This is a genomic window from Streptomyces sp. GbtcB7 (assembly GCF_019091445.1).
GTDB classification, from domain to species: Bacteria; Actinomycetota; Actinomycetes; order Streptomycetales; family Streptomycetaceae; genus Streptomyces; species Streptomyces mirabilis.
The window spans coordinates 196,599-223,507 of sequence record NZ_JAGXJM010000011.1; the positions used below are offsets into that span (position 1 = coordinate 196,599).

General features: G+C 71.2%; 26 protein-coding genes and 2 pseudogenes. 10 read left to right on the plus strand and 18 right to left on the minus strand.

The window, feature by feature from the left end; translation table 11 throughout:
- Nucleotides 1-3: 3 nt before the first annotated feature.
- Complete coding sequence (locus KVT44_RS19935; protein ID WP_217567984.1) at nucleotides 4-462, minus strand: ATP-binding protein; 459 nt, start codon at nucleotides 460-462, stop codon at nucleotides 4-6.
- A gap of 156 nt (nucleotides 463-618) precedes the next feature.
- Here KVT44_RS19935 and KVT44_RS19940 point away from each other — a divergent pair.
- Nucleotides 619-759, plus strand: a pseudogene (locus tag KVT44_RS19940) (DNA-binding response regulator); the annotation flags it as partial.
- 70 nt (nucleotides 760-829) lie between these two features.
- On the opposite strand, the gene KVT44_RS19945 reads toward KVT44_RS19940, so the two are convergent.
- Both KVT44_RS19945 and KVT44_RS19950 read right to left on the minus strand, forming a co-directional pair.
- On the minus strand, nucleotides 830-1,777 hold the full coding sequence (locus KVT44_RS19945; RefSeq protein WP_099919844.1) for a lysylphosphatidylglycerol synthase domain-containing protein: 948 nt from the start codon (nucleotides 1,775-1,777) through the stop codon (nucleotides 830-832).
- A complete protein-coding gene (locus KVT44_RS19950; RefSeq protein WP_217568049.1) occupies nucleotides 1,774-3,279 on the minus strand; it encodes a hypothetical protein in 1,506 nt (501 codons plus the stop codon). The genes KVT44_RS19945 and KVT44_RS19950 overlap by 4 nt, the downstream gene beginning before the upstream one ends.
- 198 nt (nucleotides 3,280-3,477) lie before the next feature.
- Here KVT44_RS19950 and KVT44_RS19955 point away from each other — a divergent pair, with 198 nt between their 5' ends.
- On the plus strand, nucleotides 3,478-3,861 hold the full coding sequence (locus tag KVT44_RS19955; protein WP_075029673.1) for a BlaI/MecI/CopY family transcriptional regulator: 384 nt from the start codon (nucleotides 3,478-3,480) through the stop codon (nucleotides 3,859-3,861).
- Nucleotides 3,858-4,754: a M56 family metallopeptidase gene (locus KVT44_RS19960; RefSeq protein WP_217567985.1), complete on the plus strand. Its 897-nt coding sequence runs from the start codon at nucleotides 3,858-3,860 to the stop codon at nucleotides 4,752-4,754. Before KVT44_RS19955 ends, KVT44_RS19960 begins: the two co-directional genes overlap by 4 nt.
- 45 nt (nucleotides 4,755-4,799) lie before the next feature.
- On the opposite strand, the gene KVT44_RS19965 is transcribed toward KVT44_RS19960, so the two are convergent.
- A complete protein-coding gene (locus KVT44_RS19965; RefSeq protein WP_229888688.1) occupies nucleotides 4,800-5,651 on the minus strand; it encodes a hypothetical protein in 852 nt (283 codons plus the stop codon).
- 208 nt (nucleotides 5,652-5,859) lie between these two features.
- The gene (locus tag KVT44_RS19970; RefSeq protein ID WP_308314050.1) at nucleotides 5,860-6,771 is read right to left on the minus strand and encodes a polyprenyl synthetase family protein; all 912 of its coding nucleotides are present in this window, start codon (nucleotides 6,769-6,771) and stop codon (nucleotides 5,860-5,862) included.
- A gap of 1,048 nt (nucleotides 6,772-7,819) precedes the next feature.
- Here KVT44_RS19970 and KVT44_RS19975 point away from each other — a divergent pair.
- Nucleotides 7,820-8,440 (plus strand): TetR/AcrR family transcriptional regulator, encoded by a 621-nt coding sequence (locus tag KVT44_RS19975; protein WP_217567986.1) that lies wholly within the window; start codon nucleotides 7,820-7,822, stop codon nucleotides 8,438-8,440.
- 46 nt (nucleotides 8,441-8,486) lie between these two features.
- On the opposite strand, the gene KVT44_RS19980 is transcribed toward KVT44_RS19975, so the two are convergent.
- From KVT44_RS19980 to KVT44_RS19995, 4 genes are all read right to left on the minus strand, one after another.
- A complete protein-coding gene (locus KVT44_RS19980) occupies nucleotides 8,487-9,503 on the minus strand; it encodes an alpha/beta fold hydrolase (RefSeq protein WP_217568051.1) in 1,017 nt (338 codons plus the stop codon).
- 130 nt (nucleotides 9,504-9,633) lie between these two features.
- Nucleotides 9,634-10,248, minus strand: coding sequence for a GPP34 family phosphoprotein (locus KVT44_RS19985; protein ID WP_190168021.1), 615 nt, complete (start codon nucleotides 10,246-10,248; stop codon nucleotides 9,634-9,636).
- Nucleotides 10,249-10,267: 19 nt separating this feature from the next.
- Complete coding sequence (locus KVT44_RS19990) at nucleotides 10,268-11,482, minus strand: YbfB/YjiJ family MFS transporter (protein ID WP_217568052.1); 1,215 nt, start codon at nucleotides 11,480-11,482, stop codon at nucleotides 10,268-10,270.
- 133 nt (nucleotides 11,483-11,615) lie between these two features.
- A complete protein-coding gene (locus KVT44_RS19995; RefSeq protein WP_054230335.1) occupies nucleotides 11,616-11,918 on the minus strand; it encodes a muconolactone Delta-isomerase family protein in 303 nt (100 codons plus the stop codon).
- Between the two features lie 216 nt (nucleotides 11,919-12,134).
- On the opposite strand from KVT44_RS19995, the gene KVT44_RS20000 reads away from it, so the two are divergent.
- The 3 genes from KVT44_RS20000 to KVT44_RS20010 all read left to right on the plus strand — a co-directional run bounded on the left by KVT44_RS20000 (nucleotide 12,135) and on the right by KVT44_RS20010 (nucleotide 14,393).
- On the plus strand, nucleotides 12,135-13,055 hold the full coding sequence (locus KVT44_RS20000; RefSeq protein ID WP_099919850.1) for a LysR family transcriptional regulator: 921 nt from the start codon (nucleotides 12,135-12,137) through the stop codon (nucleotides 13,053-13,055).
- A gap of 220 nt (nucleotides 13,056-13,275) precedes the next feature.
- On the plus strand, nucleotides 13,276-13,989 hold the full coding sequence (locus tag KVT44_RS20005; protein WP_075029666.1) for an SDR family NAD(P)-dependent oxidoreductase: 714 nt from the start codon (nucleotides 13,276-13,278) through the stop codon (nucleotides 13,987-13,989).
- A gap of 26 nt (nucleotides 13,990-14,015) precedes the next feature.
- A complete protein-coding gene (locus KVT44_RS20010) occupies nucleotides 14,016-14,393 on the plus strand; it encodes a hypothetical protein (RefSeq protein ID WP_190168019.1) in 378 nt (125 codons plus the stop codon).
- A gap of 10 nt (nucleotides 14,394-14,403) precedes the next feature.
- Here KVT44_RS20010 and KVT44_RS20015 read toward each other — a convergent pair whose 3' ends face one another.
- The 7 genes from KVT44_RS20015 to KVT44_RS20045 all read right to left on the minus strand — a co-directional run bounded on the left by KVT44_RS20015 (nucleotide 14,404) and on the right by KVT44_RS20045 (nucleotide 22,737).
- Complete coding sequence (locus tag KVT44_RS20015; RefSeq protein ID WP_217567987.1) at nucleotides 14,404-14,922, minus strand: adenylate kinase; 519 nt, start codon at nucleotides 14,920-14,922, stop codon at nucleotides 14,404-14,406.
- A gap of 45 nt (nucleotides 14,923-14,967) precedes the next feature.
- Entirely contained in the window at nucleotides 14,968-15,477 is a 510-nt protein-coding gene (locus KVT44_RS20020) for an O-acetyl-ADP-ribose deacetylase (RefSeq protein WP_099925284.1), read from the minus strand.
- Between the two features lie 76 nt (nucleotides 15,478-15,553).
- A complete protein-coding gene (locus tag KVT44_RS20025; protein ID WP_217568053.1) occupies nucleotides 15,554-17,026 on the minus strand; it encodes a beta-1,6-galactanase in 1,473 nt (490 codons plus the stop codon).
- Between the two features lie 157 nt (nucleotides 17,027-17,183).
- Entirely contained in the window at nucleotides 17,184-18,593 is a 1,410-nt protein-coding gene (locus KVT44_RS20030) for an NAD(P)/FAD-dependent oxidoreductase (protein ID WP_217567988.1), read from the minus strand.
- 670 nt (nucleotides 18,594-19,263) lie between these two features.
- A complete protein-coding gene (locus KVT44_RS20035; RefSeq protein ID WP_217567989.1) occupies nucleotides 19,264-20,109 on the minus strand; it encodes an inositol monophosphatase family protein in 846 nt (281 codons plus the stop codon).
- Between the two features lie 86 nt (nucleotides 20,110-20,195).
- On the minus strand, nucleotides 20,196-22,019 hold the full coding sequence (locus KVT44_RS20040; RefSeq protein WP_217567990.1) for a gamma-glutamyltransferase family protein: 1,824 nt from the start codon (nucleotides 22,017-22,019) through the stop codon (nucleotides 20,196-20,198).
- A gap of 304 nt (nucleotides 22,020-22,323) precedes the next feature.
- The gene (locus tag KVT44_RS20045) at nucleotides 22,324-22,737 is read right to left on the minus strand and encodes a hypothetical protein (RefSeq protein ID WP_143687748.1); all 414 of its coding nucleotides are present in this window, start codon (nucleotides 22,735-22,737) and stop codon (nucleotides 22,324-22,326) included.
- A 558-nt stretch (nucleotides 22,738-23,295) separates the two neighbouring features.
- Here KVT44_RS20045 and KVT44_RS20050 point away from each other — a divergent pair.
- The 3 genes and pseudogenes from KVT44_RS20050 to KVT44_RS61065 all read left to right on the plus strand — a co-directional run.
- Nucleotides 23,296-24,438: a NucA/NucB deoxyribonuclease domain-containing protein gene (locus KVT44_RS20050; RefSeq protein WP_217567991.1), complete on the plus strand. Its 1,143-nt coding sequence runs from the start codon at nucleotides 23,296-23,298 to the stop codon at nucleotides 24,436-24,438.
- A gap of 82 nt (nucleotides 24,439-24,520) precedes the next feature.
- Nucleotides 24,521-24,973, plus strand: a complete 453-nt coding sequence (locus KVT44_RS60040) for a hypothetical protein (protein WP_302832071.1) — start codon at nucleotides 24,521-24,523, stop codon at nucleotides 24,971-24,973.
- Nucleotides 24,974-24,993: 20 nt separating this feature from the next.
- Nucleotides 24,994-25,164: pseudogene (locus KVT44_RS61065) on the plus strand (VOC family protein); the annotation flags it as partial.
- Here the strand turns inward: KVT44_RS61065 and KVT44_RS20060 are convergent.
- Nucleotides 25,122-25,790, minus strand: coding sequence for a response regulator transcription factor (locus tag KVT44_RS20060; protein ID WP_067362402.1), 669 nt, complete (start codon nucleotides 25,788-25,790; stop codon nucleotides 25,122-25,124). The pseudogene KVT44_RS61065 and the gene KVT44_RS20060 overlap by 43 nt on opposite strands.
- Nucleotides 25,787-26,899 carry a sensor histidine kinase gene (locus tag KVT44_RS20065; protein WP_217567992.1) on the minus strand — a complete coding sequence of 371 codons (1,113 nt, stop codon included), beginning with the start codon at nucleotides 26,897-26,899 and terminating at the stop codon, nucleotides 25,787-25,789. The genes KVT44_RS20060 and KVT44_RS20065 overlap by 4 nt, the downstream gene beginning before the upstream one ends.
- Nucleotides 26,900-26,909 lie beyond the last annotated feature (10 nt).

A 26,909-nucleotide genomic window follows, 5' to 3' on the forward strand; every position in this document is an offset into this window, starting at 1 on the left:
TGACTACCGGGTGGCGGGGGCGACAGGAACGACAGGGACGAGCAGTGTGAACGTCGTGGGGTCGCCGCCCGGCAGGAAGAGTCTGCCGCCGAGCGACACGGCCAGGTCGCGGGCGAGGGCGAGACCGATGCCCGTACCGCCGTTGCCGCCGCCGGTCCGTCCGCGCGCGAACAGTCCTTCCGGCTCGGCGGTGACCGTTCCCTCGTCGGCGACGTCGAAGGCGAGGGCGTCGTCGAGGGCGTCGTCGAGGGCGCGGACCGTGACGCGGACGCTGCCGCGGCCGTGCGTACGGGCGTTGTCCAGGAGGACCCCGAGGATCTCGGCGACGGGCCCGCCGGGCACCAGGACGTCCGCCGGGGCGTCCTGGACGCCGCAGTCCAGGCGCCTGCCGTCCTGGGCGAAGAGACCGTGCCACCGGGCGTCGGTCTCCGCCAGGAGGTGGACCACGGACCGGTCGCGCACGACGGCACCCGGCGGGCCGGGCGAGCCCGCGAGCCCGCGAGCCGCAGCACCTCCTCCACCGTGTCGTGCAGCCGCCGGGTGGCGTCCAGCGCCTCCTCCAGTGCGGGGCGCAGCCGGGCGTCGTCCTGCGCGAGCCCCGCCTCCAGGGTGAGCTGCAACTGGTTCGGCTCGACGAAGACGCTCGACGTCACCATGGCGGGACTGCGCCGCCGGCTGACGGACACGGCGTCCCGTCCGTTCCGGACACCGCGCATCACGACCCTGCTGGGGCACGGCTACCGGCTTGAACCGCCCTGAGGCGCCACGGCATTCGGCGAGCGCTGGCAGCGGGGCGGCGCCGGAGTCCCGGAGGGACCTTGCGGCGGGCTCAGAGGACCTTGCGGCGGGCCAGTACGGCCAGTGACAGGAGCCCGGGGATCAGGGGCAGCCACACCGTCAGCAGCCGGTAGCCGAGGACCACCGACGCCGCCGCGCTGCCCGGGACTCCGGCCAGCGTGAGGGCCACGGCGAGCGCCGCGTCCAGGGAGCCGATCCCTCCGGGCGTGGGCAGGAGTACGGCGGCGCTGCTCGCGGCGAGGTACGCCAGCGCCACCTGGGCCGGGGGCAGCGGCAGTTCGAGGGCCTGGGCCACGGCGACGACCACGGTGGCGTGCAGCGCGGCGAAGGCCAGCGAGCCGCCCCACAGCGCGGCCGCGCGCGCCGGGACCTCGTGCACGGCGCGGACGTCGGCCAGCACGGCCCGCAGCGCGCGCCGCAACGGCCCGCGCAGCAGTACGGCGGCGGTGACCACCACGGCGAGCGCGATCGCGACCGCCGTCGCCGAGATGTGCGGCAGACGGAGCAGGCCGGGGCAGGCCAGCGCGAGCACGGCGATCAGGAAGCCGCGCGAGACGGCCCCGGCGGTGGCCTTCACACCGAGCGCGGTCGCCGACCGGACGACCGGCAGACCGCACCGGGTCAGGAAGCGGAGGTTGACCGCGCCCGCGCCGAGGCCCGCGGGCAGCACATGGTTGGCGGCGGAGGCCGCGAACTGGACGGCCACCAGCTGCCCGGCGGGCAACGGCCGGGTCACCGCCCCTTGTTGGGCGAGCGCCGAACACACCCAGGTCGCCACGGTGGCGACGGCCGCCACGAGCAGCCAGCCGCGGTCGGCGACGGCCAGCCGACCGGCGCCGGTCGCGATCACCGGCCAGTGGCGCCGGCCGAGACAGACCGCGCCCACCACGACGGCGAGGGTCACCGCGGCATGCAGGGAGACCCGCCTGCTCGCGGCTGTCACGGCTGTCGCCGGGGCGCCGGGCGGAAGGAGGGTCATGTCGCTCCGCCTGCCTGGACGGCGGGTGCGACGTACACCATCAGATGGCCGACGCGGTGCGCTTCCCACGTGCGGGCGTACGCGGGTGGCTTTTCGCCCGGTGTGGTCAGCACGCCGACCGGGATCCGCTGTCCGGCCCGCACTATGGCGTCGGCGGTGGTGTTGGCGTTGTGGCCGCCGGTGTCGACGGAGGAGCACCCGGTGTAGAAGGCGATCGGGACGTCCTCGTAGCCAGTCAGCATGCAGGGCGGCTTCACCCCCATCCGGTGCAGCTGCGTCGCGGTGTCGGCCCAGTCCTGGTGGGAGACGGTGGTGCCGTGCACGGTGTGCTCCAGCACCGCGAACTGCACCGCGAGATGCCCGGCCAGGCCGAGCGCCACCAGGGTGGCGGCCACCGGTCGCCGACCGCCGCCGGGCGCGGTCGCCAGGTGGATCAGGGCGTCGGCGGCCGGGATGGCCAGCAGGATGTAGACAGGCAGCAGGAAGCGCGGCGCCGCGTATCCGATCATGAAGAGGTACGGGAAACCCACCACCGCGGCGCAGGCCAGGAGCAGCAGGCTGTTCACCCCGCGCCGGGCCTTGACGGCGATCACCGCTCCGAGGACGGCCACGACGGGCAGTGCGAACCACCACAGCATCACCGGCGGGGCGGGCATCGCCCCGGTGCAGGGACGGCACAGGACGCGCCCGCCGAGGCTGCGCAACTGGTCGCCGAAGGCTATGTTCCAGCCCAGGCCGCCCTGGATCCTGGAGCCGTCGGAGAGCCGCTGGGCCAGGCCGCCGTAGCTGACATACGCCTCGACGACCCACTCGCCCGCGCCGGCGACCAGGCCCGCGACGAGCGCCACCAGCAGCCTCGGGCGCCACCAGCGGCGTACGCACACGACGAGGAAGAGCAGCGGCAGGGTCACATAGACCGCGTCGGTGGGCCGCATCCACGCCATCAGCGCGGCGCTCAGGCCCACGCCCCACAGCGCCGCCCGGTCGAAGCGGTCGGCCTGGGCGCGCAGGAAGCAGCCGACGCAGGCCAGGGCGCCGATCGCGACCCAGTAGTTGGGCATGGCCTGCGGGCCGTAGAAGAGGGTCACCCAGAGCGTGGCGAACAGGGCGCCCGCCGCCGCCAGTACCCGCACGGGGAACAGTCCGCGCCAGACGCGCAGCGCCACGAACAGGCCGAGTCCGGAGAGCACCGCCAGATAGACACGCAGCAGGGCGGTGGACGAGGACCAGGACGCGATCGGTGCCACCAGCAGCGACACTCCGCGGGCGCGCGGGGCACTGAAGAAGGCGGCGGGGGCATGTGAGCCGACCTGGCTGACGTAGACGGTCTCGTCCCAGCCGAGCCCCATGCCCGGCCGTACGAGGATCAGTTGGGCCAGGGTGAAGGCGCCCGCGACCAGGGCCAGCCACTGCTGACCGTGCGGCCGTCCAAAGATGCGCCCCGTCGAGGGCGGACTGTGGCGATGGGCGCCGATGAGCGGAAGGTTCACGGTCTTGGCCATCATCCACCCTTCGCCCTACATTCTGTAGGGTTCTTCACCCTACAAGACGTAGGGTGAAGGAGGAAGTTGCGCAAAACACGGTCAAGTTACCGTGGATCGAGCGGGGATGCAGTCCGGGGACACACCCTCGTTCGCCCCTGGGCGCACTCGTACGCCCTCACCACCCCCCGCGCCCCTACGCGCTGTAAGGTGACGGACATGGCTCGCACAGGCCCCCACGGCAGAGCGGAACGACGCAGCGCCGGTGAGCTGGAGAGCGAGGTCCTCGCCGCCCTCTGGGCCACCGAGGAGGCCCTCACCCCCGCCGACATCCAGGGTGAGATCGGCGGCAACCTCGCCTACAACACCGTTCACACCATCCTCAAACGCCTGTACGACAAGGGTCTGGTCCTGCGTGACGTCGACGGTCGACGCGGCGCGTACCGGCCCGCGAAGAACGCCGCCGAACTGACCGCCGAGGCCATGCACGAGGCGCTCGACCGGGGACCCGACCCGATCGCGGCCCTCCAGCAGTTCGTCACCGGCCTGAGCCCCCAGGAGGAAGAGGCCCTGCGGGATCTCCTCGGGGGGAGCGGGATGTGAGGATCGACGTCTACATCCCCCTCGTCCTGCCGCTGCTGCTGACGGCAATCGCACCGCAAGTGGGCCTCAAGGTCTCCCCCGCGCTGGCCGCCCGGGTCCTCACCATCGCCGCCGTGCTGGCCGCCACCGCCTCCACCTGGGCGCTGCTCCTGCTCGCCGCCACCCTGGTCAACGAGGCGCCGCACGTGGCCACGGAGGCCGGTGAGGACGGGCGGCGGCTGCCCGAACCGGTCCCGGTGGCGATCGCCGTCGTCGCGATCATGCTCCTGTGGCTGATCGGCTTCCGGCTCGTTCGCGCCCTGCGCGCCCACTACGCGACCCGCCGCGTCCTCGATCGGCTGTGCGAGGGGCATCCGCCCGACAGTGAACTCATCGTCGCCGCCTCCTCGACGCCCCGGGCCTTCGCGATCCCCGGCACACCGGGCCGGATCCTGGTCACGGCCGCCATGCTCGGCGCGCTGGAACCGGCGGAGCGGCGCGTACTGCTGGCCCACGAGCGCGCCCATCTCACCCATCGCCACTCGGTGCTGTCGACCGCGGTGACCCTGGCCGCCGCCGCCAACCCGGTGCTCGCACCCGTGCGCACCACCGTCGCCTTCCTGGTGGAGCGCTGGGCCGACGAGGAGGCCGCGCGGCGCGTCGGAGACCGCCGTACCACCGCCCGCGCCCTCGCCCGGGCCGCCCTTGTCGCCCAACGCGCCCGGCCGGGCTGCGCCCTGAGCTTCTCCGAACACGCGGTCACCCGCCGGATCGCCGCCCTGCAGACGGCCCCGCCGCCGAACCTGTGGTCCATCGGCGTGGCCGTCCTCGCCCTCGGCGCCCTGCCCGCGTTCGGCGCGCTGGACGCCACCGGCGATCTGCTGCGCATGCTCGGCGAGAGCCTGCCGGGGTAGGGGCTGTCGGGGCGTGCCTTTCGGATCAGGCCTGGCTCGCCGGTCTCAGGTGGCGAGCGTCCTGCGCTCCCGCAGGTGGGCGTAGCCCATGAGACCGACGAGCACCGCGAACAGCACGGCCGACGAACCCGCCGTACCGAGGTCGAGCCCGCCCTTGGCGGTCGGCTTGGTGAGGAAGTCGCCCGCGGTCGCGCCGAGCGGGCGGGTGAGGACGAAGGCGATCCAGAACAGCAGCACGTTCGGCACCGCGGGGACGCCCATCAGCGCGACGAGGACCGCGAGCAGCCCGGTGACGAGCAGCGCGCCGCCCGCGTAACCGAGCCCGGAACTGTCCGACAGGAAGTCGCCCATCGAGGTGCCGAGGGTGTTCGACACGAGGATCGCCGACCAGAAGAGGGCCTCGGCCCGGAAGGTCACGATGTCGCGGATGACGAACGTCATCCCGGTGAACTTCCAGACGGTGAAGATCACGACCAGCAGCGAGATCAGGATCGCGGCGCCCGCGGGGTACCCGAGACCCAGGCCCTGCGGACCCCAACCCAGCGAGGTGGCCCCGCCGGAGAGGTACTTGGCGCTGGCGTCACGGTTCATGAAGTCGGACATCGTGGTGCCCGCCATGCTGGTGGAAAGGATCACCGTCCAGTAGAAGAAGGGGTTGTACCGGCGCGACCTGAGCTGCACGACCAGCGTGACCACGAAGATCAGGAACAGCAGGATCGTGGTGAGGAAGTAGCCCAGCTTGAGGGTCTGTGCGAAGAGGTCGCCCGCGGTCTCGCCGAGTGTCGTCGCGGCGATCTTCATGATCCAGAAGGCCAGGGTCACCTCCGGCAGCTTCTTCATCACGGAGGCGCCTGGGTCGGCGACTTGGGGGTCGGCGACGCGTTCCGTCTTGTCCAACGTTCGCTCCTGGGGGGTGCATCGACGTCCCCCCAGGGCCACGGCCGCAGGAGGCCGCGTGTCCATCGGCTCAGTGTTGCGCATGCCTGCGCGCCACGCCGATCGACGTGGCGGTCGCAGCCTGAACGCATCCTGAACGCGCGATCATGCCTCCGGGAGGCCGTCCCGCGCAGGCACCCCTCTCAGGCTCCTGGTGATCCATTACGGCTCAGTGCGCCGGCCAGGTGAGGAGCGCCAGGGCGCGGACGTGGGCCACGTGGGCGGTGGCGGGCAGTCGGGTGAGGAGTTCGCGGGCCCTGCGGGCGTAGTCGTCGGCCATCGCGTGCGCGGTGTCCAGGGCTCCGGTCCGCTCCAGCACGGCGCGGATCCGGCACAGGGCGAGCTCCGGTTCGGTCTCGTCCAGCAGGGCATGGCGCAGCGCCGCGCGGCTCTTGGGGTCCGCGCGGCGGTGGGCGATCAGCACGGGCAGGGTGGGGCGGCGGTTGCGGACGTCGCTGTCGGAGGGCTTGCCCATGGCGCGTGCGGCGATCGGGTCGTACGGCAGCACGTCGTCGCGGATCTGGAAGCAGATCCCGAGGTGGTCGCCGAAGTCGCCGAGCAGTTCCGTCGTCGGGGCGTCACCACCGCCGAGAACGGCGCCCACGCGGCAGGCGGCCGCCAGCAGCACGGCGGTCTTCGCCCGGGCCATCGCCACGTACGCGCCCACGCCCAGTTCCAGGTCGCCGCGCATCGCCAGTTCGTCGAAGGCGCCCCGGCAGATCGCCACCCCGGCCTCGGCCTGCACGGCCATGGCGCGTTCGACACGGTCGGCGGGCACCCCCAGGCGACGGCACTCGGAGAGCGCCGCGAACCAGGAGAAGAACAGGGCGTTGCCCGCGACGACGGCCTGGGCGGGTCCGAACTCCGTGTGGAGGGCCGCGCGGCCGCGCCGCTGGGTGTCGCGGTCGATGATGTCGTCGTGCAGGAGGCTGCCGACGTGCGCCCCCTCGATACCGACGGCGGCGGGCAGCACCGCCCCCAACTCCCCACCCACCGCGAGCGCCGCGTGCAGCATCAGCGAGGGCCGCAGGAGCTTGCCCGGCGGGACCATCGCGTACCGGTGCACGGCATCCAGCCCCACCGAACGCCCCGGCCACCGCCGAACAAACTCCGCCTCCAGAAGCTCCGCGAACTCGACGCGGGGCGAGGGGGGATCGGGTGGGGATCCGGACGGACGTTGAAGCCCGGGGACAGGCGCGGGCACGGGCACGGGGCTGGGGCCGGGGCTGGGGCAGGGGTTGGACGCAGGGTTGGGGCTGGGGTGGGGGTTGGGGTTGGGCGCAGGGTCGGGGCTGGGGTTGGGGCTGGGGTGCGGGTTGGGGTTGGGCGCAGGGTCGGGGCTGGGGTTGGGGCTGGGGTGCGGGTTGGGGACAGGGCCGAGGCTGGGGCTGGGTCGGGGGTCGGGCGGGGGGTCGGGCACAGGCCCGCAGTGGGGCTCAGGCCCGGGCTGGAGCCGGGGGCCAGGGTGGGGGTCGGTCACAGGCTCGCGGTGGGGCCCGCGCTGGGGCTGGGGGCCAGGGTGGGGAGTGGGCTGAGCCCCGGGGCCGCGTCGAGGCTTCGGCTGAGCCCCGGGACCGGGATGGGAACTGGGCTGAGTCCCGGAGCCGGGTTGAGGCTTGGCATGACGCTGGGGTCCGCGTCGGGTATTTGGGCTGGCCCTCGGGTCGGGCCTCGGGCCGGGCCTGGGGTTGAACTTCGGGCCGTGCCTTGGACCAGACCTCCGGCCGGATCTGGGGCCGCACCTCAGACCGCACCTCAGGCCGGGCGTCAGGCCGCACCTCGGACCGGACCTGGGGCCGGATCTCGGACCGGGCCTCCGGCCGGGCGTCGGGCCGGGCCTCGGGCCGGGGTCCGGTGTCGGGGTCCGGTGTCGGGGTCCGGTGTCGGGTGGGGCGTCCTCGTTGGGCGGTTCGGTCATGGAGGCTCCCCCGCCACCCGCTTGCGTGAGCGTGGCGATGTGCCCACCCCAACACACCCGCCACCCCGCCGGAACGGCTCACGCGCACCCCGTGGCGGCACGCCCTCGCCCCTCTGCCGTAGCTCGCCGCTCCCACACCACCCGATCAGACGGTTTCACCGCACGGACGCGACCACAGTCAGAGATAGTCGACCGGTCGTACAATTGCGTCATGGGACGAACCAGCGACGCCAGGGAAAAGATCCTCAGCGCCGCGCAGTCACTCATCGAGCTGCGCGGTTACTCGGCGCTGGGGGTGGCCGAGATCTGCAAGGCGGCCGGCGTGCCCAAGGGCAGCTTCTACTACTTCTTCGAGTCCAAGGAAGCCCTCGCCCTGGCCGTGCTCGACGAACACTGGGACGCCCAGAAAAGCGCCTGGGCACGCGTCCTGAACAGCGACGAGGAACCCCTGCGGCGGCTGTACCGGCTGTTCGAGGAGACGGAGGCCGGCCAGCGCGCCGGCCAGCAGAGCTGCGGCACCGTGTCCGGCTGCCTGTTCGGAAACCTCAGCCTGGAGATGAGCAACCACACCGAGCCCATCCGCACCCGCCTGCAGGAGATCTTCGACGCGCAGGTCGAGATGGTCGAGTCGGTCATCACCGAGGCTCGTGAGCGCGAGGAGGTCACCGCCCCCGACAGCCGGGAAGCGGCACGGGCGGTGGTCGCCCAGTTGGAGGGCCAGGTCCTGTTCGCCAAGCTCTACAACAACACCCGTCGGCTCAGCCCCCTGTGGGCGAACTGCCTGGCCCTGCTCGGCGCCCGAGCCCCGCAGGAGGCCGTGGCGGGCGCCTGACGCCCACCACGACACCGTTCAGAGGGCCCAGAGGGCTCAGAGAATTTCAGAGGGCGTTGACGTCGACGACCGCCGCAGCGAATGCCTCGGGTGCTTCCTGCGGCACGTTGTGACCGATGCCCTTCAGCGTCCGGTGGTCGTACGCGCCAGTGAAATGACTGCGATAAGAGGCGCCGTTCCCCGGCGGCGTGAAGGGATCCAGTTCGCCGTCAAGGGTGATCGTCGGCTGCGAGATGGCGGGACTCTGGGCAAGTCGCTTTTCCAGACGATCGAATCGCGGGTCGCCCTTGGCCAGACTCAGTCGCCACCGGTAGTTGTGGATCACGATGGGAACCCAGTCCGGATTGTCGAAGGCGGTCGCGGTCCGATCGAATGTAGCGTCATTGAAGTGCCATGTCGGGGAGACGTTCTTCCAGATGAGTTTCGCGAAATCGTGCTTGTACTGTGCGAGGCCGAGCCGTCCCCTTTCGGTGGCGAAATAGTATTGATACCACCACGCCCATTCGGCCTTTGGCGGCAGCGGCGCCTTTTGGGTTTCACGGTTGGTGATGAGATAACCGCTCACGGAGACCAGGGCCTTGCAGCGCTCCGGCCAGAGCACCGCGATGATGTCGGCCGTCCGCGCTCCCCAGTCGAAGCCGGCGAGGATCGCCTTCTCGATCTTCAGCGCGTCCATGAGCGCGATGATGTCGAGCGCGATCACCGACTGCTGGGCGTTGCGGAACGTCTTGTCCGAACGGAACCGTGTGGTGCCGTGACCGCGCAGGTACGGCACGATCACCCGGTAGCCCGCCGCGGCGAGCCTGGGAGCCACATCGACATAGCTGTGAATGTCGTAGGGCCAGCCGTGCAGCAGAACGACCGCGGGGCCGTGCGCGGGGCCGGCCTCCGCATATCCCATGTTCAGCTCACCGGCACGGATCTGCTTCAGCGGGCCGAAAGAGGTGTGTATTCCGGGCCCGGACGCGCCGGCCGACGGAGAAGCCGAGGCGGAGACCGATATCGCCGGGAGCGTCGGCAGCGAGGCTCCGGCTGTTCCGATGGTGAGAATCCGGGAAAACATGCGCCTGTCTATGACATTCACCTTTCTTGACCGGTGCGTGGAGAGCGGGGAAATCGACAAGGCCGACGCGTCATGGATGACTTCGTGAATGACGTCACGTATGACGTGATGCATGACGTGATGCATGACGTCATGTGCCGTCGCCGCCTCGCCAGATGTTGTCGAAGGCCGCGTCTTCGATGCTTCGCCGTTGCCGTACCGCTTCCAGTTCCGTCACCGCGCCGTTGACGGCGGCCAGTACGGCCAGGACCGAGTCGTCGACGAGACCCGCGGCCTCCTCGGTCGACTCGTCGTGGATGCCCACGGCGGCCGCGAGAACGGTGAGAATGGGCTCACCTGAGGTCCAGCGTTCGTCCGCGTGGCTGCGGTCCGGCGAGTCGGCCGCTTCCGTACGGCCGCCACCGAAGGGAATCCAGCGGTGGCGCGGCCGGGCGAGCCGTCCCTCCGCCTCCAGGTCCGCGCGATAGGCCGCGGACAGCCCGCGGCCGCGGCGCCACAGCCAGTCGTCCACGGACTCGTACGGCCTCTGCCGGACCAGCGACGCCACGGCCCCGTCCAACAGACGGTCGCCCATGGTCCACTGCGCGCCGGGCACGATGCGGTCGTCCTCCAGCGTGATGGCCTGGGCCTCGATGAGGTCGACCAGTTCGGCTCCCGCGAGGGCCAGCGACAGGTCGCCCTGTTCGACGGGCCGGCTGGACGGGACGTCCATGGCGATCATCAACAGGTCCCGCGGTGTGGTCATGACGGACTCCACGTCTGAGTCATCGGTGGCTGCCCGCGTCCGCGGCGGATTCCGTCGGTGCGGGCTGTCGTACCGGGGCGGTAGCTCGCACTACCACCATGTGGTGCGGGAAGCCGATGCGCAGCACGGCGGCGGCCGCGGCCGCCACGAGAACCACGGAAGCGGCCAGGACCAGGGCCTGCTGATAGCCGTGGTGAAGCAGGGGCGCGACCGCCAGCGGGCCGAGGATCTGGCCGACGGAGTATCCGGCGGTCAGGAGCGCGACGGAACGGGGGAACTCCAGGTGGGCCCCGGTGGCGAGGGCGAGGGTGCTGACCCCGATGAACGTCGCGCCGAACAGCACCGCGGAGACCAGGGCGGCCGGTGCTCCGCCGATCAGGGCGGGCAGGGCGATGCCCACCGCCTGGACGACGAGCGCGGCGAGCAGCAGGTCGGGGCGGGACCAACGGCGCCCGAGCCGGGCCCACAGCGCAGAGGAGGGCACGGCGGCCAGACCGACCAGCACCCAGGCGCCGCCGCCGAGCGGTCCCGGGGAGCTCTGCTCGATCGCGGCGACCAGGAACGTGCCCGCGATGATGTAGCCGATGCCTTCCAGCGTGTAGGAGGCGAACAGGGCGGTGAACCAGCGGTGTGTGCGCGGCCCGCGGCTGTCATCCACGGTGGCCGCAGTGACTGCGGTGGCCACAGTGGCCTGGATGGCCTGCGGGGCCTGCGGGGCCTGTGTTGTCGTAGGAGGCACTTCGGGACGGAGGTTCCACGAGGCGACGGCGAGGACCGCGGCGAGTGCGGCCGAGGCCCACCAGGCGGCCCGCCAGTCGGCGACGGGGCGCAGTACCAGCACGAGCAGACCCGACAGGGCGATGCCGGCGCCGACCCCGCCGAACGCCCATCCGGGCAGATGAGCCGGGTACTCCCGTAGGTGACTGAGGAGCGAGCTGACCGCGATGACGAAGATCAGAGCGCTGGCAACCCCGGCCAGCAGCCGTAGCGCGAACCACACGGCGGTGTCGTGGGTGCCGGGCATCGCGGCCAGCGTGCCGGTCAGCACGACGAGGGAGATGCGCAGCAGGGCCCGCGAACGGACCACCGCGGGGGCCAGGATGCCGACGAGCGCGCCGAGGAGATAGCCGATGTAGTTGGCGGTGGCCAGGTTCGCGCCGGCACCCGCGGACAGCCCCGCCCCGGCGTGCATCAGCGGAAGGATCGGGGTGTAGACGAACCGGCCCACCCCCATGCCCGCGGCGAGTGCCGCGGCGGCCTGGGCCACGTGGCGCCAGGGCGAGTGCGGCGCGCCGGCACTTCCGGCCGGGGAGGCGCGCAGGGCTCGTACGCTCATGACGAGGTCCATGTCGCACCGGTCCCCGCCGTCACCGCGCGGCGTCGGTCCGGCCCGGGTCGTTGGGGTGGGACTCGAGCGCGGTGACGGTGAGGCTCATCCACGGGCGCAGCGGCAGCGTGCCGAGCACCTTCTCGTGGAGCTCGTCCTCGTCACCGGCACACCAGATGCCGATGCTGCGCAGCTCGCCGACCGGGCGCCACAGCCGCGCCAGGTTGCCGGTGGCGGCCAGTTCCCGGGCACGGACGGCCTCGGCGGCGCGCCGCCGGTCGACCTCGTCCTGAGTGGTGCCCTCGGGGATCGTGGTGGTGATCTCGACCAGGAACTCTCGCATGGTCCTGCTCCGCTCGATGGGACGTCCGGCGGGCACCGGAACGCCGCGTGGGGTGATGGTGGCCGGGCGGAGGACCGCTGAGGTCGTCCGCCGTCAGGTGTCCGGCCGGGCCGCCCTCGGTCGGGCTTCCATGGGCTCCATCGTCCGCCTGCCACCGGGGCGATGCCACGACAGACTTCCTCCCTGCTGAGAGGCGCGGCCTCGCACCGACGTAGCATGACCAGCGTGGAGTTGCGCCAACTGCGGTATTTCGTCGCTGTCGCCGAGGAGCTGAACTTCGGCCGGGCCGCCGAGCGCCTGCTGATCGCGGGCCCCTCTCTGTCGCAGCAGATCAAGGCGCTCGAACGCGACCTGGGCGTGCGGTTGTTCGATCGCGATCGTCGCTCGGTGTCCCTCACCGCGGCCGGTTCGGCCCTGCTCCCCCACACCCGCGCCCTGCTCGAGCGGGCCGACGACCTCCAGCGGCGGGCCGGTCGGCTGTCCGGATCGGAACCGGTACGGCTCGGCTACGTCAACTGGCTCCCGTCGGACCTCACCGCCCGCACCGCCACCGTGGCCCAACTCCACCTCGACGCATGGGTCGCGCCCTCGCACACCCAGGCCGCCCGGGTCGCCGCGGGCGGTCTGGACCTCGCGGTGTGCTGGGTGCGGACCGAGGACCTGGAAGAACGCGGCCTGCGTGCCCGGCTCATCGGCGCCGACCGGCTCTACGCCGTCGCAGGCGGTGACGACACGAGCGACGTGGCCGCCCGGGACACCACCGTCCTCCTCGACGACGACACCACCTCCTGGTCGTCCTGGAACGTCTACGCCGAAGAGCTGGCCCAGGACACCGGGGCCCGCGCGGTACGCATCTCCAACGGCGGCATCACCGGACCGGCGTTCTTCGATCACGTCCGCCGCTGCAGTCGCCCGGTGGTCAACTCCCCCAAGGGTCAGACCACCCCGCTGCCGCCCGATCTGGTCCAGCGCCCGGTCACCGCACCGGAGATCTACTGGACCTGGTCGCTGGTCTGGCGCGAGAACGAGGACCGCCCGGCCGTCCTCGCCGTCGTCGACGCCCTCTGCGACGGCGTGGGCGACCTCGGCATCCGCGCCCCGGGCGCCTGGCTGCCGGACGGGGATCCGCACCGGTAGGGCCACCGGCCCACTGACCTGGACTGGGAGGCCGCGCCTACCAGCAGGGAGGAAGTCGGTCCTGGTCAGGACCCTGTTGACCTTTGACTTCTCCACTCCACCCCGCCTAAGTTCCAAATAGTCGACCGGTCGGCTAGTAGCTAGCGGGATCGGCGACCAGTCAAGAAGCCCCCCGCTTCATCGCGGAATCACGGAATCACGGAACTCGGAGAAGATCACCATGAGCTCTCAGAACCAGAAGGTCGCCGTCGTCACCGGAGCCTCGCAGGGCCTCGGCGCGGGCATCGCCGAGGCCTACCGCAAGCTCGGGTACGCCGTCGTCGCCACCTCGCGCACGATCGCTCCCGCCGACGACGCGGGCATCGTGACCGTTCAGGGTGACATCGCCGACCCCGCCACCGCCGAACGCGTCATCGCCACCGCGGTCGAGCGGTTCGGCCGTGTCGACACCCTGGTCAACAACGCGGGCATCTTCCTCGCCAAGCCCTTCCACGAGTACACCCAGGACGACTACGCCGCGGCGACCGGCGTGAACCTCACCGGCTTCTTCCGCATCACCCAGCTGGCCGTCGAGCACATGCTCGCCCAGGGCGGCGGCCACATCGTCAACATCACCACCAGCCTGGTCGACAACGCCGACTCCAACGTGCCGTCCGTACTCGCCTCGTTGACCAAGGGCGGCCTCCAGTCCGCCACCAAGTCCCTCGCCATCGAGTACGCCACGCGCGGCATCCGCGCCAACGCCGTTTCGCCGGGCACCATAAAGACCCCGATGCACGCCGAGGAGACCCACGAGGCCCTCGCCGGGCTGCACCCGGTCGGCCGGATGGGCGAGACGAGCGACATCGTCGACGCCGTGATCTACCTGGAGAACGCCCCGTTCGTCACCGGCGAGATCCTCCACGTCGACGGCGGCATGAGCGCCGGTCACTGACGGAACACGACAAGGGGAGAATCCTGATGAACAGCACGAAGGACAGCGACACGGAAGCGATCCTGCGCGGCGTCCTCGACCAGTGGAAGGCCGCCGTCGACGGGCACGAGCCGGAGCAGGTCGCCGCCCGGTTCACCGAGGACGCGATCTTCCAGGGGCTGCACCCCTACAGTGTCGGAAGGCCGGGCGTCGCGGCCTACTACGCCTCCCAGCCCGTCGGCATGGCCGCCGCGTACCGGATTCTCGAGACCAGACGCCTCACCGACGACCTCGTACTCGGTTATCTGAGCGTCGACTTCTCCTTCACCGACCGCCCCACCCTCAACGTCAAACTCGGCGTACTGGTGCGACGCGTGGGGGAGACCTGGTACATCAGCCACTACCAGGTGTCACGGCTCGAGTAGTCCGGCCCCCTTACAGGGACTTCACCCAGGCCGCGGTGTCGCCGGGGCGGCCGAAGCGAAGGGTGTCGAGGGGAGCGAAGCGCGGGTCGCCGGTGCGGCGGGTGATCTCGCGGCGCCGGTTCGCGTGCTGGGACCAGGCCCACCAGAGGGGGTGTTCCCGGCTCAGCCAGCCGGTCCAGGTCTCCCTGTTGCCACCGAACAACGGCTCGCGTGTGAGGGTGCGGCGGACGGAACGGCGCAGGACGCGGGGCAGGACGACCCGTTTGCGATAGTCCAGCCATATCACCGTGTCGGCCCGGTCCCACATCAGGTCACGGACCTCGGGATAGCCGAGGGAGTCGATGACCCAGCGGGGTTCGGCAGTGATCCGCAGTACGTCCTCGCTCAGCTTCTCGTTCACGGCCCACCCGGTGCCGGTGAAGTACAGCGCGTCCATCTCGTGGTAGGGCAGGCCGAGGCGACCGCTCAGGCCCCGGGCGAGCGTGGACTTACCCGCACCGGTACTGCCCACCACCAAGATCCGCCGCATCCCCGCACCCTAACCGAGCCGGACCCGTCCGCGAGAAGGGGGGAGTCAGCGGACCTGCGCGGCGAACGCCTCGTACGCCGGCTCGTCGAAGAGGACGAACGTGACCTCCTCGACGGCCGTGCGCGTGGCCCGTACCGTCTCCACCGCGATCCGGGCGGCGTCGTCCATCGGCCACCCGTAGATGCCGGCGGAGACGGCCGGGAAGGCGACCGTGCGGGCGCCGAGTTCGTCGGCCACCTTCAGCGACTCCCGGTAGCAGGAGGCGAGGAGTTCCGAGCGGTCCTCCTCACGACTGAAGACCGGGCCGACCGTGTGGATCACCCACCGCGCGTCCAGCTCGCCCGCGGTGGTGGCGACCGCCCGGCCCGTGGGCAGCCCCTTGCCGTAGTGCGAGGCGCGGAGCCTGCGGCAGTCGGCGAGGATGGCGGGGCCGCCACGTCGGTGGATGGCCCCGTCCACGCCTCCCCCGCCGAGCAGCGACGAGTTCGCCGCGTTGACGATCGCGTCGGCGCTCTGACGGGTGATGTCTCCCTGGACCAGGGTGATGGCGGTCATGACGGCCTCGGCCTCCTCGTATGCGGTCTTCGATCCTCGCCGCATCGCGCTCCGGCCGCCACGCGACAACCGACTGTCAGACGACCACTCCGTCGATCTCGAAGGTCTGCACGGACGCGGCGGAGAAGGCCGCCGTCAGCGTCTTGCCGCTCAGATAGGTGTCCGAGTGGGCGGTGTAGAGGTCGCCGCTGCCGGAGGTGACGGTGTTCCAGCGTCGTACGAGTCCGCCGCTGCCCCCGGTGACCTGGCTGAACTTGGACAGGTCGAAGGTGAGGTTCTGCGCGGCGCCGGAGTTGACGGCCACGATGACCAGGCGCTTCGCGCTCGCGTCGTACGCTGCCGCCGCGTATCCGACACCGGTGTCGATGATGGTCATGCCGGGGCGGATGTGCCGGCTGAACTGGGCCATCACGTAGTACTTGGTCTGGACGGTCGTCGGCTGGAGGGTGCTCTGGTCGTAGGCGATCATCGCCCAGCCGGTGCTGGGGTCCATCACCTGCCAGTACACCCACGCGGTCGGGTGCAGCCAGCGGAAGTCCAGACAGAGGTTGCTCGCCAGGGTGAGGCCGGTGGCGTCGGAGTCGCCCGTCTCGGAGTTCCACAGCCGCTTGCCCGCCGTGGTGACGACGTCGGTGTAGAGGAGGTCACGGCGACCGCCGGAGCCCTGATACCCGTGCACGTTGACCCGGTTGACCTGGGCTTTCGTGGTCGAGCTGAAGGAGTTCCAGGTCGTGCGGGCCAGGTCGTAGCTCGTCTCGTCGGACGCGGAGACCAGGGTGCCGGTCAGACCGCGCTTGTCGAGTTCGCTGCGCAGATACGGGAGGACGGCCGCCTGGACGGTGGCGTCCATGTGGCAGCCCTCCTGGGTGCCCGTCGCCGTCCACCAGCTGGAGGAGGGCTCATTGAACGCGTCGACGGAGCTGAAGCTCACACCCCAGTTGTTCTTCGCGTAGAGCGCCACCGCGGCGAGGTGGGAGGCGTGCTGACGGTAGTTCCAGGACTGGAGGTTGTTGCCGCCGCCGGACGCGCCGGACGGGTTGTGGTTGAGGCACATCCACCACATCGGCGAGTTGGCGAACAGCTCGCTGACGGCGCCGCGTTGGGTCGCCTTGACCAGGGCCGCCCGCTGGTTGGCGTCGGCCGTCCAGTCCCAGGCGGAGGAGGTGGGATCCTCGTTGTTCCAGTCCTGCCAGTACCCCTCGATCTGCTTGAACGCCGGGATGTTGGCGGAGGCGACCATGCTCGCACCGCTCACGGTGTTCCAGCTGGACGCGCCCAGGTTGTAGCGGGCGATGTTGAGGCCGAGGCCCGGCAGCGTCTTGCCGCCGTACGCCACGGACTTGGTGGTGAAGAAGATGTCGGCGAAGTCGTCCCGGGCGCCGAACACATTGGCCCACCAGGCGAGGGAGGTGCCCCAGCCCTCCCAACTGCCGTACGTCGTACCTGGGTTGACCCCGATGGTCGCATCGGCCCGAGCGGTGCCCGTGGCCAGCGCGCTGCCGAGCAGCGCACCACCCGCCGCGGCCAGCACCGATCTGCGCTTGATCATGTGGAAGTCTCCTGTCACGGTCATGCCACGGCCCCATCGCATGATCGGGCCGGGGCGGGACGTTGTCGAGACGCGTGACAGCGCTTTCTTCCTGTGAAACGAGGGACAGGTGTGACGGCTTACGCCGTCCCTGGTCAGGACTGGCGGCCGCCCCTGGTCAGGACTCGCGCAGGCGCCGCCACACGGCCTTCGCCGCGTTGTGCCCCGACATGCCGTGCACACCGGGGCCCGGCGGGGTGGCCGAGGAGCAGATGAAGACGGCCGGGTGCGGCGTGCTGTACGGGAACAGGGAGAGCCTGGGGCGCAACAGGAGCTGGAGTCCGGAGGCGGCGCCGCAGCCGATGTCGCCGCCCACGTAGTTGGCGTTGCGCGCGGCGAGTTCGGGCGGGCCTGCGGTGGCGCGGGCCAGTACGCGGTCACGGAAGCCGGGTGCGAACCGCTCCAACTGCCGCTCGATCGCGTCCGTGAGGTCACCCGTCCAGCCGTTCGGAACGTGTCCGTACGCCCAGAAGACCTGCTTGCCCTCCGGGGCCCGGGAGGGATCGACGACGCTGGGCTGCACCGTGATCAGGAAGGGGGCGTCCGGCGCCCGGCCCTCGCGCGAGGCGGCGCGCAGGGCGGTGGCGATCTCGGCGCGGCTCGCGCCCACCTGCACCGTCCCGGCGGTGCGTGCCTCCTCGGCCGTCCAGGGGACGGGGCCGTCCAGGGCGTAGTCGATCTTGAAGACGGACGCCCCGTAGCGATAGTCCTCGTAGTACCGCCCGAAGCCCGCGATGCGGGACAACGCGGCGGGTGAGGTGTCGAAGACGTAGGCGCGGGCGGGCGGCAGGTCGTCGAGACGCTTCACCTCGTAGTCAGTGTGGACGGTGCCGCCGAGGTCCTTGAGGTACGCGGTGAGCGCGTCGGAGAGGGACTGGGAGCCACCGCGCGCGACGGGCCAGCCGCGGGCGTGCGCGGCCAGCGCGAAGACCAGGCCGACGGCGCCGGTGGCGATGCCGTCGAGCGGGGCCATGACGTGTGCGACGAGACCGGCGAACAGCGCCTGGGCCCGCTCGTCGCGGAAGCGCCGCATGAGCCAGGTCGAGGGCGGCAGCCCGGCCAGGCCGAAACGGGCGAGCGTCACAGGGTCGCGGGGCAGGGCAGTCAGTGGCAGGGACATGAAGTCGTGGGCCAGCGTGTCCCACTTGGGCAGGAAGGGGGCGACCAGTCTGCGGTACGCACCGGCGTCGCGCGGGCCGAACGAGGCCGCCGTCTCGGCCACGGAGCGGGCGAGCACCGCCGCGGTGCCGTCGGGGAACGGGTGCGCCATCGGGAGCTTCGCGTGCAGCCACTCCAGGCCGTACCGCTCCAGGGGCATCGCTCGGAAGGCGGGTGAGTTGATGCCGAGGGGGTGGGCAGCGGAACAGGGGTCGTGCCGGAAGCCGGGGAGTGTCAGCTCTTCGGTGCGGGCGCCGCCGCCCACGGTGTCCCGCGCCTCGAACACGGCCACGGAGAAGCCGCGGCGGGCCAGCTCCACGGCAGCCGTCAGTCCGTTCGGCCCCGCACCCACCACGACCGCATCGAGCATCGACGGCACCTTCGGACTCCTTTGTCAGCCGACGGCCACTGGACATCAGGATATGCCGGGGGACTGACAGCCTTGATGGCGCGGGGGGGTTGGGAGACGGGGAGTCGTCCGGCGAACGGGGGCCTGGGGCCGCCGGGTCAGGGGCCGCCTGGGTCGGGGGCCCGCCGGACCTCAGGTCGCCGGGGTCCGGGACCCGCCGGGGGCCAAGAAGCCATCCGCTTTCACCTTGCGCCGACGAGGCCACTGGTGTGAGACAGGTGCTCGCCCGGACGGATCCCGAGATGCTCGCCCGGACGGATCCTGGACTTGCTCGGCGCTCGCCTGCTCACTCGTGCCGGCGCTGCCCACCCCTGCTGCCGGATGCCCCGCTGTTCTCCGTCCAGGGGTTCGGCCGGTGGACAGGGGCAGTCGGAGTCAGGCCTGCGCGCCTCGGTGATCATGTCATCGAGACGGTTGCGCACGCTCCGGAGGTCTGCCATCTGCCGCTCGATGCGGTCGCGCTCGGCGGCCGGCAGGTCCAGGAGCGCCGGGGACGCCTCACCTGAGTCGGGGTGCGTGTGCGGTGCCGGACGGGCGCAGCGCAACCCCTCGACCTTCGCCGGGACCGCCCCCAGCCCCAGGGGCCACGGCCGGCTGTCGACGCCGCCATGCCCTCGGCGCGTCGGTGGCGTCAGAGGCCGGCGGTCAGCAAGCCCCGTACCCGTCGGGCCGTGGTCTCGTCGCGGGCCGCCGTGAAGGGGAGGGTGTTGCCTCCCGTGATGCGGAAGGGTTCGCCCGTGAGGGTCAGGTGGGCGCCGCCCGCCTCCTCGACGAGGAGCAGGCCCGCCGCGTGATCCCAGGCCGCCTCCCAGGAGAAGGCCGTCGCATCCAGCTCACCGCGGGCGACGGCCAGATACTCCAGCCCCGCCGAACCGCAGGGACGCGGCCGCACGCCCTCGATGCGCAGGCCGAGGAGAGCGCGCTTCTGCTCGTCGGTGGTGTAGTCGGGGTGGGAGGTGGCTATCTCGAGGTCACGGCCGGGCGTGGGCGCACCCGGGCGCAGCAGCTCGCCGTCGAGGCGGGCACCCCGGCCGCGCACGGCGACGGCGAGCTGGTCGCGGGCCGGGGCATAGGTCCAGGACGCCTGGACGACCCCGCCCACGGCGAGCGCGACGAGCGTGCAGAAACCGGTGTCGCCGTGGACGAACTGGCGGGTGCCATCGACCGGGTCCACGATCCACACCGGAGCCTGCCCCTGGATCGCCCCGTACGTCGCCGGATTGGCGTGGACCGCCTCCTCGCCGACCACGACCGAGCCGGGCAGCAGCTTGGCGAGCGCCTCGGTGAGGTACTCCTCGGCCTTGCGGTCGGCGTCCGTGACCAGGTCGTGCGGGCCGCTCTTCTCGTCGATCTCGTCCGCGGTCAGCTGCCTGAAGCGCGGCATGATCTCGGCGGCGGCCGCCTGCCGGATCGCTTCTTCGACGTCGGACGTGCGGTGCGCGAGAAACTCGTCGATGGTTTCGATGTCTTCGATCATGGCTCCATGACAACACGCGCCACTGACAATCCCCACCCCTCCGGTGCACTGTGGGTGGAATCACCGTGAATTCCCGGAGTTGCTGATCAGCGACCCACCGCGTACCCCTGCATCCCCCGCGGGTTCGCCGCCGCCGACAGCACACCCGTCTCCGGATCCCGGGCGACCGCGCACAGCCGGCCCTCGGACCAGGCCTCCGCGACCTGGACGTCATGGCCGCGACGGCGCAGCTCCTCGACGACCGCCTCGTCCGTGCGGCACTCGACGGTGAGGCTGCCGGGGCGCATGCCGCGCGGGTAGAACGAGCTCGGGAAGCTGTCGTTGTGCCAGTTCGGGGCGTCGATCGCGCCCTGGAGGTCGAGCCCGCCGCGTACCTCGGCGCGCAGCGCCACGGCCAGGAAGAAGTGGGTCTGCCACTGGTCCTGCTGGTCGCCGCCCGGGGTTCCGAACGCCATGACCGGGACTCCGTCGCGCAGCGCCAGCGAGGGTGTCAGCGTCGTACGGGGGCGGCGGCCGGGTGTGAGGGAGTTGGACAGCCCCTCGTCCAGCCAGGCCATCTGGAGCCGGGTGCCGAGCGGGAAGCCCAGCTCGGGGACGACGGGGTTGGACTGAAGCCAGCCGCCGCTGGGGGTGGCGGCGACCATGTTGCCCCAGCGGTCGACGACGTCGAGGTGGCAGGTGTCGCCCCGGGTGCCGCCGTCCCGGGCCACCTCGGGTTCCCCCGCGGCCCTGGCCACGGTGGGTTCGCCCGCGCCCGGTACCGCCGGCGCGTCGAAGCCCGGCTCACCGTCGGCGACCTCGCGCGCGTGGCCACTGATCGTCGGGGTGCGCCCTCCGGGACTGCCGGGACGCAGCTCGCGGGAGGCCTTGTGGCCGATGAGGGCGCGCCGCTCGGCGTTGTACTCCTGCGACAACAGCTCGTCGAGGGGCACCTCGGCCGCGTCCCCGTACCAGGCCTCCCGGTCGGCCATGGCGAGCTTGCAGCCCTCGACGAGCAGGTGGACGTACTCCGCGGAGCCGTACCGCGGCAGCTGGGGCGGGAGCAGGGCGAGCTGCTGGAGGAGGACCGGGCCCTGGCTCCAGGGGCCCGCCTTGCACAGGGTCCAGCCGCGCCAGTCGTACGTCGCGGGCGCCTCGTAGCTCGCGGACCAGGAGGCCAGGTCGGTGGCTGTCAGGGTGCCGGTGTGGCGGTTTCCGCTGGTGTCCATGGTGGGCCGCCGGGCCTGCCGTACCAGGGCCTCGGCGATGAAGCCCGAGCGCCAGACGCGGCGCGCGGCCTCGATCTGCGCCACGCGGCCGGTCTCCCCGGAGACCTCGGCGAGCAGTCGGCGCCAGGTCGCGGCGAGGGCGGGATTGCGGAACAGTTCGCCGGGACGCGGCGCCTTCCCGCCGGGCAGGTACACCTCGGCCGACGAGGTCCACTCCGTCTCGAAGAGTGCGCGCACCGACTCCACGGTCTCGCCGACCCGCTCCACGGGCGGGTGCCCGTCCTCCGCGTATCCGATGGCGTACTTCATGACGTCGGCGAGGGACCTCGTGCCGTGGTCGCGCAGGAGCAGCATCCACGCGTCGAAGGCGCCGGGCACGGCGGCCGCGAGCGGCCCGGTGCCGGGTACGAGATCCAAACCGAGTCCCCTGTAGTGGGCGATCGTCGCCCCGGCTGGCGCGACACCCTGACCGCACAGCACACGCACCTCGCCGCCCGCCGGGGCGAGGATGATCGGGACCTCACCGGCGGGTCCGTTGAGGTGCGGCTCGACCACGTGCAGCACGAAGCCCGCGGCGACGGCGGCGTCGTACGCGTTGCCGCCGTCCTCCAGGACGGCCATCGCCGACTGCGAGGCGAGCCAGTGCGTGGAGGACACCATGCCGAAGGATCCCTGAAGCGTGGGTCGAGTAGTGAAGGACATCTCTCACCTCGGTGTTTGCGCGCGTCGGCCGGTACCAATCAGTCCTCCGGACGCGCTGTGGGAGGAATCCGGGGAGTTCCGGCTCGGCTCCGGTCGCCCTGATCAGGCAGCAGACTACCGATCGGCCGCGCTCTCACTTCGGCACCCACCGGCCGGCGACTGTCGCCCACCGGTGTGGCGCTGAAACAGCTGGGAGCCGCTGGAGCCTTCGATGTGACTCTCACGCCCTGACGCCCCGTCCGCGCGTCGAGGCGCCGTCCGGGACGGCACCTCGACGCGGTTCTCGCCGGGCGGAGACTCTCGGTCAGACGACCGGCAGCTTGCCCTTGTCGGTCATCACCGTGCCGAGGTAGGTCGCCGTCTTGCCCTTGACCCAGTACACCTTGACGCGGACCTTGTGGCCCTTGGCGATCCGGGGCGAGATCTCGCAGTCCTTGACGGAACTGGTCTCGCAGGTGTTCCGCCGCTTGCCCGTGGTCGCGTCATAGGTGACCGCTCGGATCGAGTGCCCGTCCTTGGCCGAGTCGATCACGTCGGTGAACTGAGGTCCCCCGGAGGAGTTCCGCGGCTCGAACACCACGGTCGCGACGGACTTGCCGTTCTTCTTGAACGAGCCGACGTAGTTGCCGCCGGCGAAGGAGGTTCCCGTGCCCAGTGCCAGTGCCAGACCGGTGGCGGTGACGGCTATGCCGACGCGGGCCATGATGTGCCGATTCATTACTCTCCCGTTGACGTGCGGTGCCGCTGAGTACGCGGCTCGCGGACTTTAGCTCATACCTCTTTGTGAGTCAGAAGTTCAACTTGAGCCACGTCGAGCCGACGGCGACACCAGGAGACAGACCGTCAGACGTCGTCGGGGGCCGGGGCGGGGACGAGCAACCGGGGTTCGATGTCGGTCACGCTGTCGGCGTGGTTCAGCCGGGCGGCCGCCGACAGAGCCGGTCGTGCTCGCCCTGACGTAGCGTGAGCCGGAACGAGTTGACCGTGTTGATCGAGTGCCGTTGCGGCACCGGATGGCGTGTCAGCCAGGGCTTTTGCACGCCGTGGTCCGTGCTCTCAGTCAAGGCCCCGCCGTCCGGCGCGCATGGCGCACGGCGGCCCGATTGTCCGACATCGACCGTCGGTACGTGACGCCCGCTCACCTGTGGCCGAAATGGATCAAATTGCGATGCGATCTGTGCGTCACCTGTGTTTGCATGGCGCCAACGCGACGGGGGGTCACGTGAGTTGAGCTTGTGCACCCCCTGTTGCTGACGACCAACACCGGGGGTACAACTTGACATCGACCAGCAGCAAGCTGCTCGCTACGACCGCGACCTTGATACTCGCCGCCACCGGCACCATCGCCGCCTCCGCCCCCCACAGCGGAGCCAGTGGAGCCAGTGGAGCCGGCGGAAACAACGAGATCACCGTCACCACCAGCGCGGCGAAGTCCGACTTCACCGCCGGCAACTCAAAGACCCAGGCGGTCACGCCGCAGGCGGGCGCACCCGCCGGGTACTGCAAGCAGCCCAACCCCATGACCACTGCGGTCAACCGCACCATGGACTGCTACCACATGCCCATCAAGATCGACGTGAAGAGGAACGGCCGCACCGTCGGGACCGCCTCGTTCACCGTGTGGCATGAGATCCACCTGAACCTGAAGAGCGTCAAGTGGTCCGAGAAGATCACCGTCAGCAAGGCCGCTCTCACCGGCAGCGCCGGCGGCATCATCACCACCTTCCACCCCTCCTGCGGCTCCGGCTGTCAGGTCCGCGCCGGTGGCGGCCTTGCCTCCCCGTTCACTCTGAACGGCTCCGCCCACACCGGATCGGCGAACCACACCTTCACCGTCAGCGCCGGTCACCCGCGCTCCAGCCACACCCGCTACGAGTTCGACTTCAAGAAGCCGGGCTACTCCAGCGGTGAAACCGCCTACCTCGGATCCACCTACCGCTGCGACGACGAGGACCGCCAGTACGGCGCGGGCTGCGTCTATCCGACCCGCATATCGGTCGAGAAGGACTGGACGAAGCTGTCCGACATGGCGAACCTGCCCGGGATCGGCGACAACATCCGCAAGGTCCAGCACGCCGGACTCCACATCGGTTACCCCGGCTCCACGGTTCCGCTCACCCGAGCCACGAAGGCCCAGGCCGACCAGAACCGCAGGGAAGTCTGCGGCCCCGGCGTCCACCCCCAGCCGGGCGACATCTGGTGGACCGTCGACCCCAATGACGACGGCACCAAGCCCTCCTGCGACGAGTACCCGTTTGCCGAGACCACTCAGGGCGGCAACACTTACAACCCGCCCAACCGGTCCATCAAGTGGGTGCCGCTGAAGGAGAACCGCCAGCAGGGCGGCATCATCCGAACCTTCTTCGGCCGCTACCACGTCCTGCCCGGAGACAAGTTCTACGTGCAGGCCGGCGCGTAAATCCGCCCACCCAACACCGGCAGGCCCCTCACGCCCCATGGCGCGAGGGGCCTTCCCCCTGTGACGGAGGAAAGAGAGACGTATGACAGAGATCCGGCCGGTGGACGAGTACACCGGAATGGCCACCCTGAACCACGCCTTCTACGTCATCGGAATGGGAGAACCCGAGGGCATCGCCCTGCCCTCCATGACCTCCCACACCCGCATCACCGCCACCGACGGCAAGAGCTGCCTCACCGTCACCGCAGGGTCCAGCGAATGGGAGCCGGTCAAGATCAGCTTCCTCATCTACGACCAGGAACCCGAGCCGCTGCCGGGAGAGTGGACCCACACCGAAACCTTCGCCTGCACCGCCACCGACGCCCCGGCCGGCTTCACCACCGGCACCGACTCCGACGACATGTTCCAAGACCCCATGCCGCCGGAGCACCTGTTCAACCGGCCCGGGCTCGAGCCCCCCTACCACTGGAAGGGCCGCCTCCTCATGGCTGCGTACGAGGTGGAGGAACACGTCCTCCAGTTCTGGCCCGCATAGAGGGTTGTTCAACCTGAGGCGAAGGCGTCTCCATCACCATGCCGCTGCGTGAAGAGCCGTGGGGTGAGCGCCTCTTCCAGGTCACCGACCCGAACGGGGTCATCCTCCAGCTTGTCGCCTGGGCCACACGGCGAGCGCCACGCACCCCTCAGTTCGCACTCCCCCGGGCCGTCACCAAGCCCGACTCGTAGGCGAACACGACCAGTTGGGCCCGGTCGCGGGCGCCCAGTTTCGTCATCGCCCGGCTGATGTGGGTCTTGGCGGTGAACGGGCTGATGACCATGTGCGCGGCGATCTCCTCGTTGGTCAGACCGCGCGCGGCGAGTGCCGTGACCTCGCGTTCGCGGCGGGTGAGGCACTCCAGGCCGGGCGCGGTGGCCCGGTCCGGGGGCCGGGCGACGAACTCGCCGATCAGGGTGCGGGTCACGGACGGGGACAGCAGCGCCTCTCCGCGCGCGACGACCTCGATGGCCTGGAGCAGGTCGGCGGGCTCGGTGTCCTTGAGCAGGAAGCCGCTGGCCCCGGCCCGCAACGCCTCGAAGACGTACTCGTCCAGGCCGTAGTTGGTGAGCATGACGACACGCACGGCGGACAGCTCCGGGTCGGCGGCGATACGGCGGGTGGCCTCGATGCCCGACATCACCGGCATCTGTACGTCGACGAGGGCGATGTCCGGCAAGGAAGCGCGCACCAGCGCGAGGCCCTGCTTGCCATCGGCGGCCTCGCCCACGACCTCGATGCCGTCCTCGGCGTCGAGCAGGGCGCGGAAGCCGGCGCGCATCAGCGCCTGGTCGTCGACGAGCGCGACCCTGATCACGGCACCTCCTCCGGTAGGCCCAGCGGCAGTTCGGCGCGCACCGAGAAGCCGCCCTCCGTGCGCGGTGCGGCGTGCAGGGTGCCGCCGAGGGCCGTGACGCGTTCGCGCATGCCGGTGAGGCCGATGCCGGGGGTGGGCGGACGGGACGGGTCGGCACCGCCGTCGTCGTCGACGGATATCGTCAAGTCATCTGTGCTGTAGTCGAGTTGGACGGCCACCTTGGCGGGGCCCGCGTGGCGCGCGGCGTTCGTCAGGGCCTCCTGGACGATGCGGTACGCGGCACGGTCCACCGTCGCCGTGAGCGGACGCTCGTCGCCGCACACCGTCAGCTCCACGGCGAGACCGGCCGCGCGGGCCCGCTCCACGAGCAGCGCGGGGGTGCCGGTCGGCTCGTCGGTGCGCAACACCTCCAGCGTCGCCCGCAGTTCGCGCATCGCCTCGCCGCCCGCCTCCTGGATGGCGAGCAGCGCGGGCGGGACCTCCTCACCGCGTTTGCGGGCGAGGTGGACGGCGACGCCCGCCTGGAGCTTGACGATCGAGATGCTGTGCGTGAGCGAGTCGTGCAACTCGCGGGCGATCCGCAGCCGCTCCTCGCCCGCCCGGCGTAGGGCCGCCTCCTCACGGGTGCGTTCCGCTTCCATCGCGCGCTGTTCCGTCTGGCGCAGATACGCCTGCCAGTTGCGGTCGGCGAGGCCTGTCACCAGGGCGCACAGGAACCAGCCGGCGAGCAGGAGAGTGCGCTCGGCGCTTCCGCGTGCCGTGAGGTCCGTGGTCACGAATGCCGCCAGGAACAGGGCACTCGCGAGCGCCGCCACTCCTCGGTGACCCGCTCGGGCCGCCGTGTGGACGGCGCCCAGTACAGGGAGGGCGGCGAGGGTGCCGGGGTGTGCGTGCAGGACGTACGCCGTCGTGGTGACCGTACTGACCGCGAGTACCCGGCGCGGGGCGCGGCGGTAGGCCGCGAGGGCGAGGGAGCCCACGGTGATCAGCGCGTAGTCGGCGGGGGTCGCGCCGTCGTCGACCGCGGCCGCGGTCATGACGAGGGCACCGACCACGACCGCGAGGGCCGCGTCGGTCAGGTGCCTGCGCGTGCCCTGGTCCAACGCCATGTTCCGCACG

Coding starts and splice junctions, on each gene's coding strand:
- KVT44_RS19945 (WP_099919844.1), bottom strand. CDS start 1,777: ATGACCCTCCTTCCGCCCGGCGCCCCGGCGACAGCCGTGACAGCCGCG.
- KVT44_RS19950 (WP_217568049.1), bottom strand. CDS start 3,279: ATGGCCAAGACCGTGAACCTTCCGCTCATCGGCGCCCATCGCCACAGT.
- KVT44_RS19955 (WP_075029673.1), top strand. CDS start 3,478: ATGGCTCGCACAGGCCCCCACGGCAGAGCGGAACGACGCAGCGCCGGT.
- KVT44_RS19975 (WP_217567986.1), top strand. CDS start 7,820: ATGGGACGAACCAGCGACGCCAGGGAAAAGATCCTCAGCGCCGCGCAG.
- KVT44_RS19980 (WP_217568051.1), bottom strand. CDS start 9,503: ATGTTTTCCCGGATTCTCACCATCGGAACAGCCGGAGCCTCGCTGCCG.
- KVT44_RS19985 (WP_190168021.1), bottom strand. CDS start 10,248: ATGACCACACCGCGGGACCTGTTGATGATCGCCATGGACGTCCCGTCC.
- KVT44_RS19990 (WP_217568052.1), bottom strand. CDS start 11,482: ATGGGGGTGGGCCGGTTCGTCTACACCCCGATCCTTCCGCTGATGCAC.
- KVT44_RS19995 (WP_054230335.1), bottom strand. CDS start 11,918: ATGCGAGAGTTCCTGGTCGAGATCACCACCACGATCCCCGAGGGCACC.
- KVT44_RS20000 (WP_099919850.1), top strand. CDS start 12,135: ATGACCAGCGTGGAGTTGCGCCAACTGCGGTATTTCGTCGCTGTCGCC.
- KVT44_RS20005 (WP_075029666.1), top strand. CDS start 13,276: ATGAGCTCTCAGAACCAGAAGGTCGCCGTCGTCACCGGAGCCTCGCAG.
- KVT44_RS20010 (WP_190168019.1), top strand. CDS start 14,016: ATGAACAGCACGAAGGACAGCGACACGGAAGCGATCCTGCGCGGCGTC.
- KVT44_RS20015 (WP_217567987.1), bottom strand. CDS start 14,922: ATGCGGCGGATCTTGGTGGTGGGCAGTACCGGTGCGGGTAAGTCCACG.
- KVT44_RS20020 (WP_099925284.1), bottom strand. CDS start 15,477: ATGACCGCCATCACCCTGGTCCAGGGAGACATCACCCGTCAGAGCGCC.
- KVT44_RS20025 (WP_217568053.1), bottom strand. CDS start 17,026: ATGATCAAGCGCAGATCGGTGCTGGCCGCGGCGGGTGGTGCGCTGCTC.
- KVT44_RS20030 (WP_217567988.1), bottom strand. CDS start 18,593: ATGCTCGATGCGGTCGTGGTGGGTGCGGGGCCGAACGGACTGACGGCT.
- KVT44_RS20035 (WP_217567989.1), bottom strand. CDS start 20,109: ATGATCGAAGACATCGAAACCATCGACGAGTTTCTCGCGCACCGCACG.
- KVT44_RS20040 (WP_217567990.1), bottom strand. CDS start 22,019: ATGTCCTTCACTACTCGACCCACGCTTCAGGGATCCTTCGGCATGGTG.
- KVT44_RS20045 (WP_143687748.1), bottom strand. CDS start 22,737: ATGAATCGGCACATCATGGCCCGCGTCGGCATAGCCGTCACCGCCACC.
- KVT44_RS60040 (WP_302832071.1), top strand. CDS start 24,521: ATGACAGAGATCCGGCCGGTGGACGAGTACACCGGAATGGCCACCCTG.
- KVT44_RS20065 (WP_217567992.1), bottom strand. CDS start 26,899: ATGGCGTTGGACCAGGGCACGCGCAGGCACCTGACCGACGCGGCCCTC.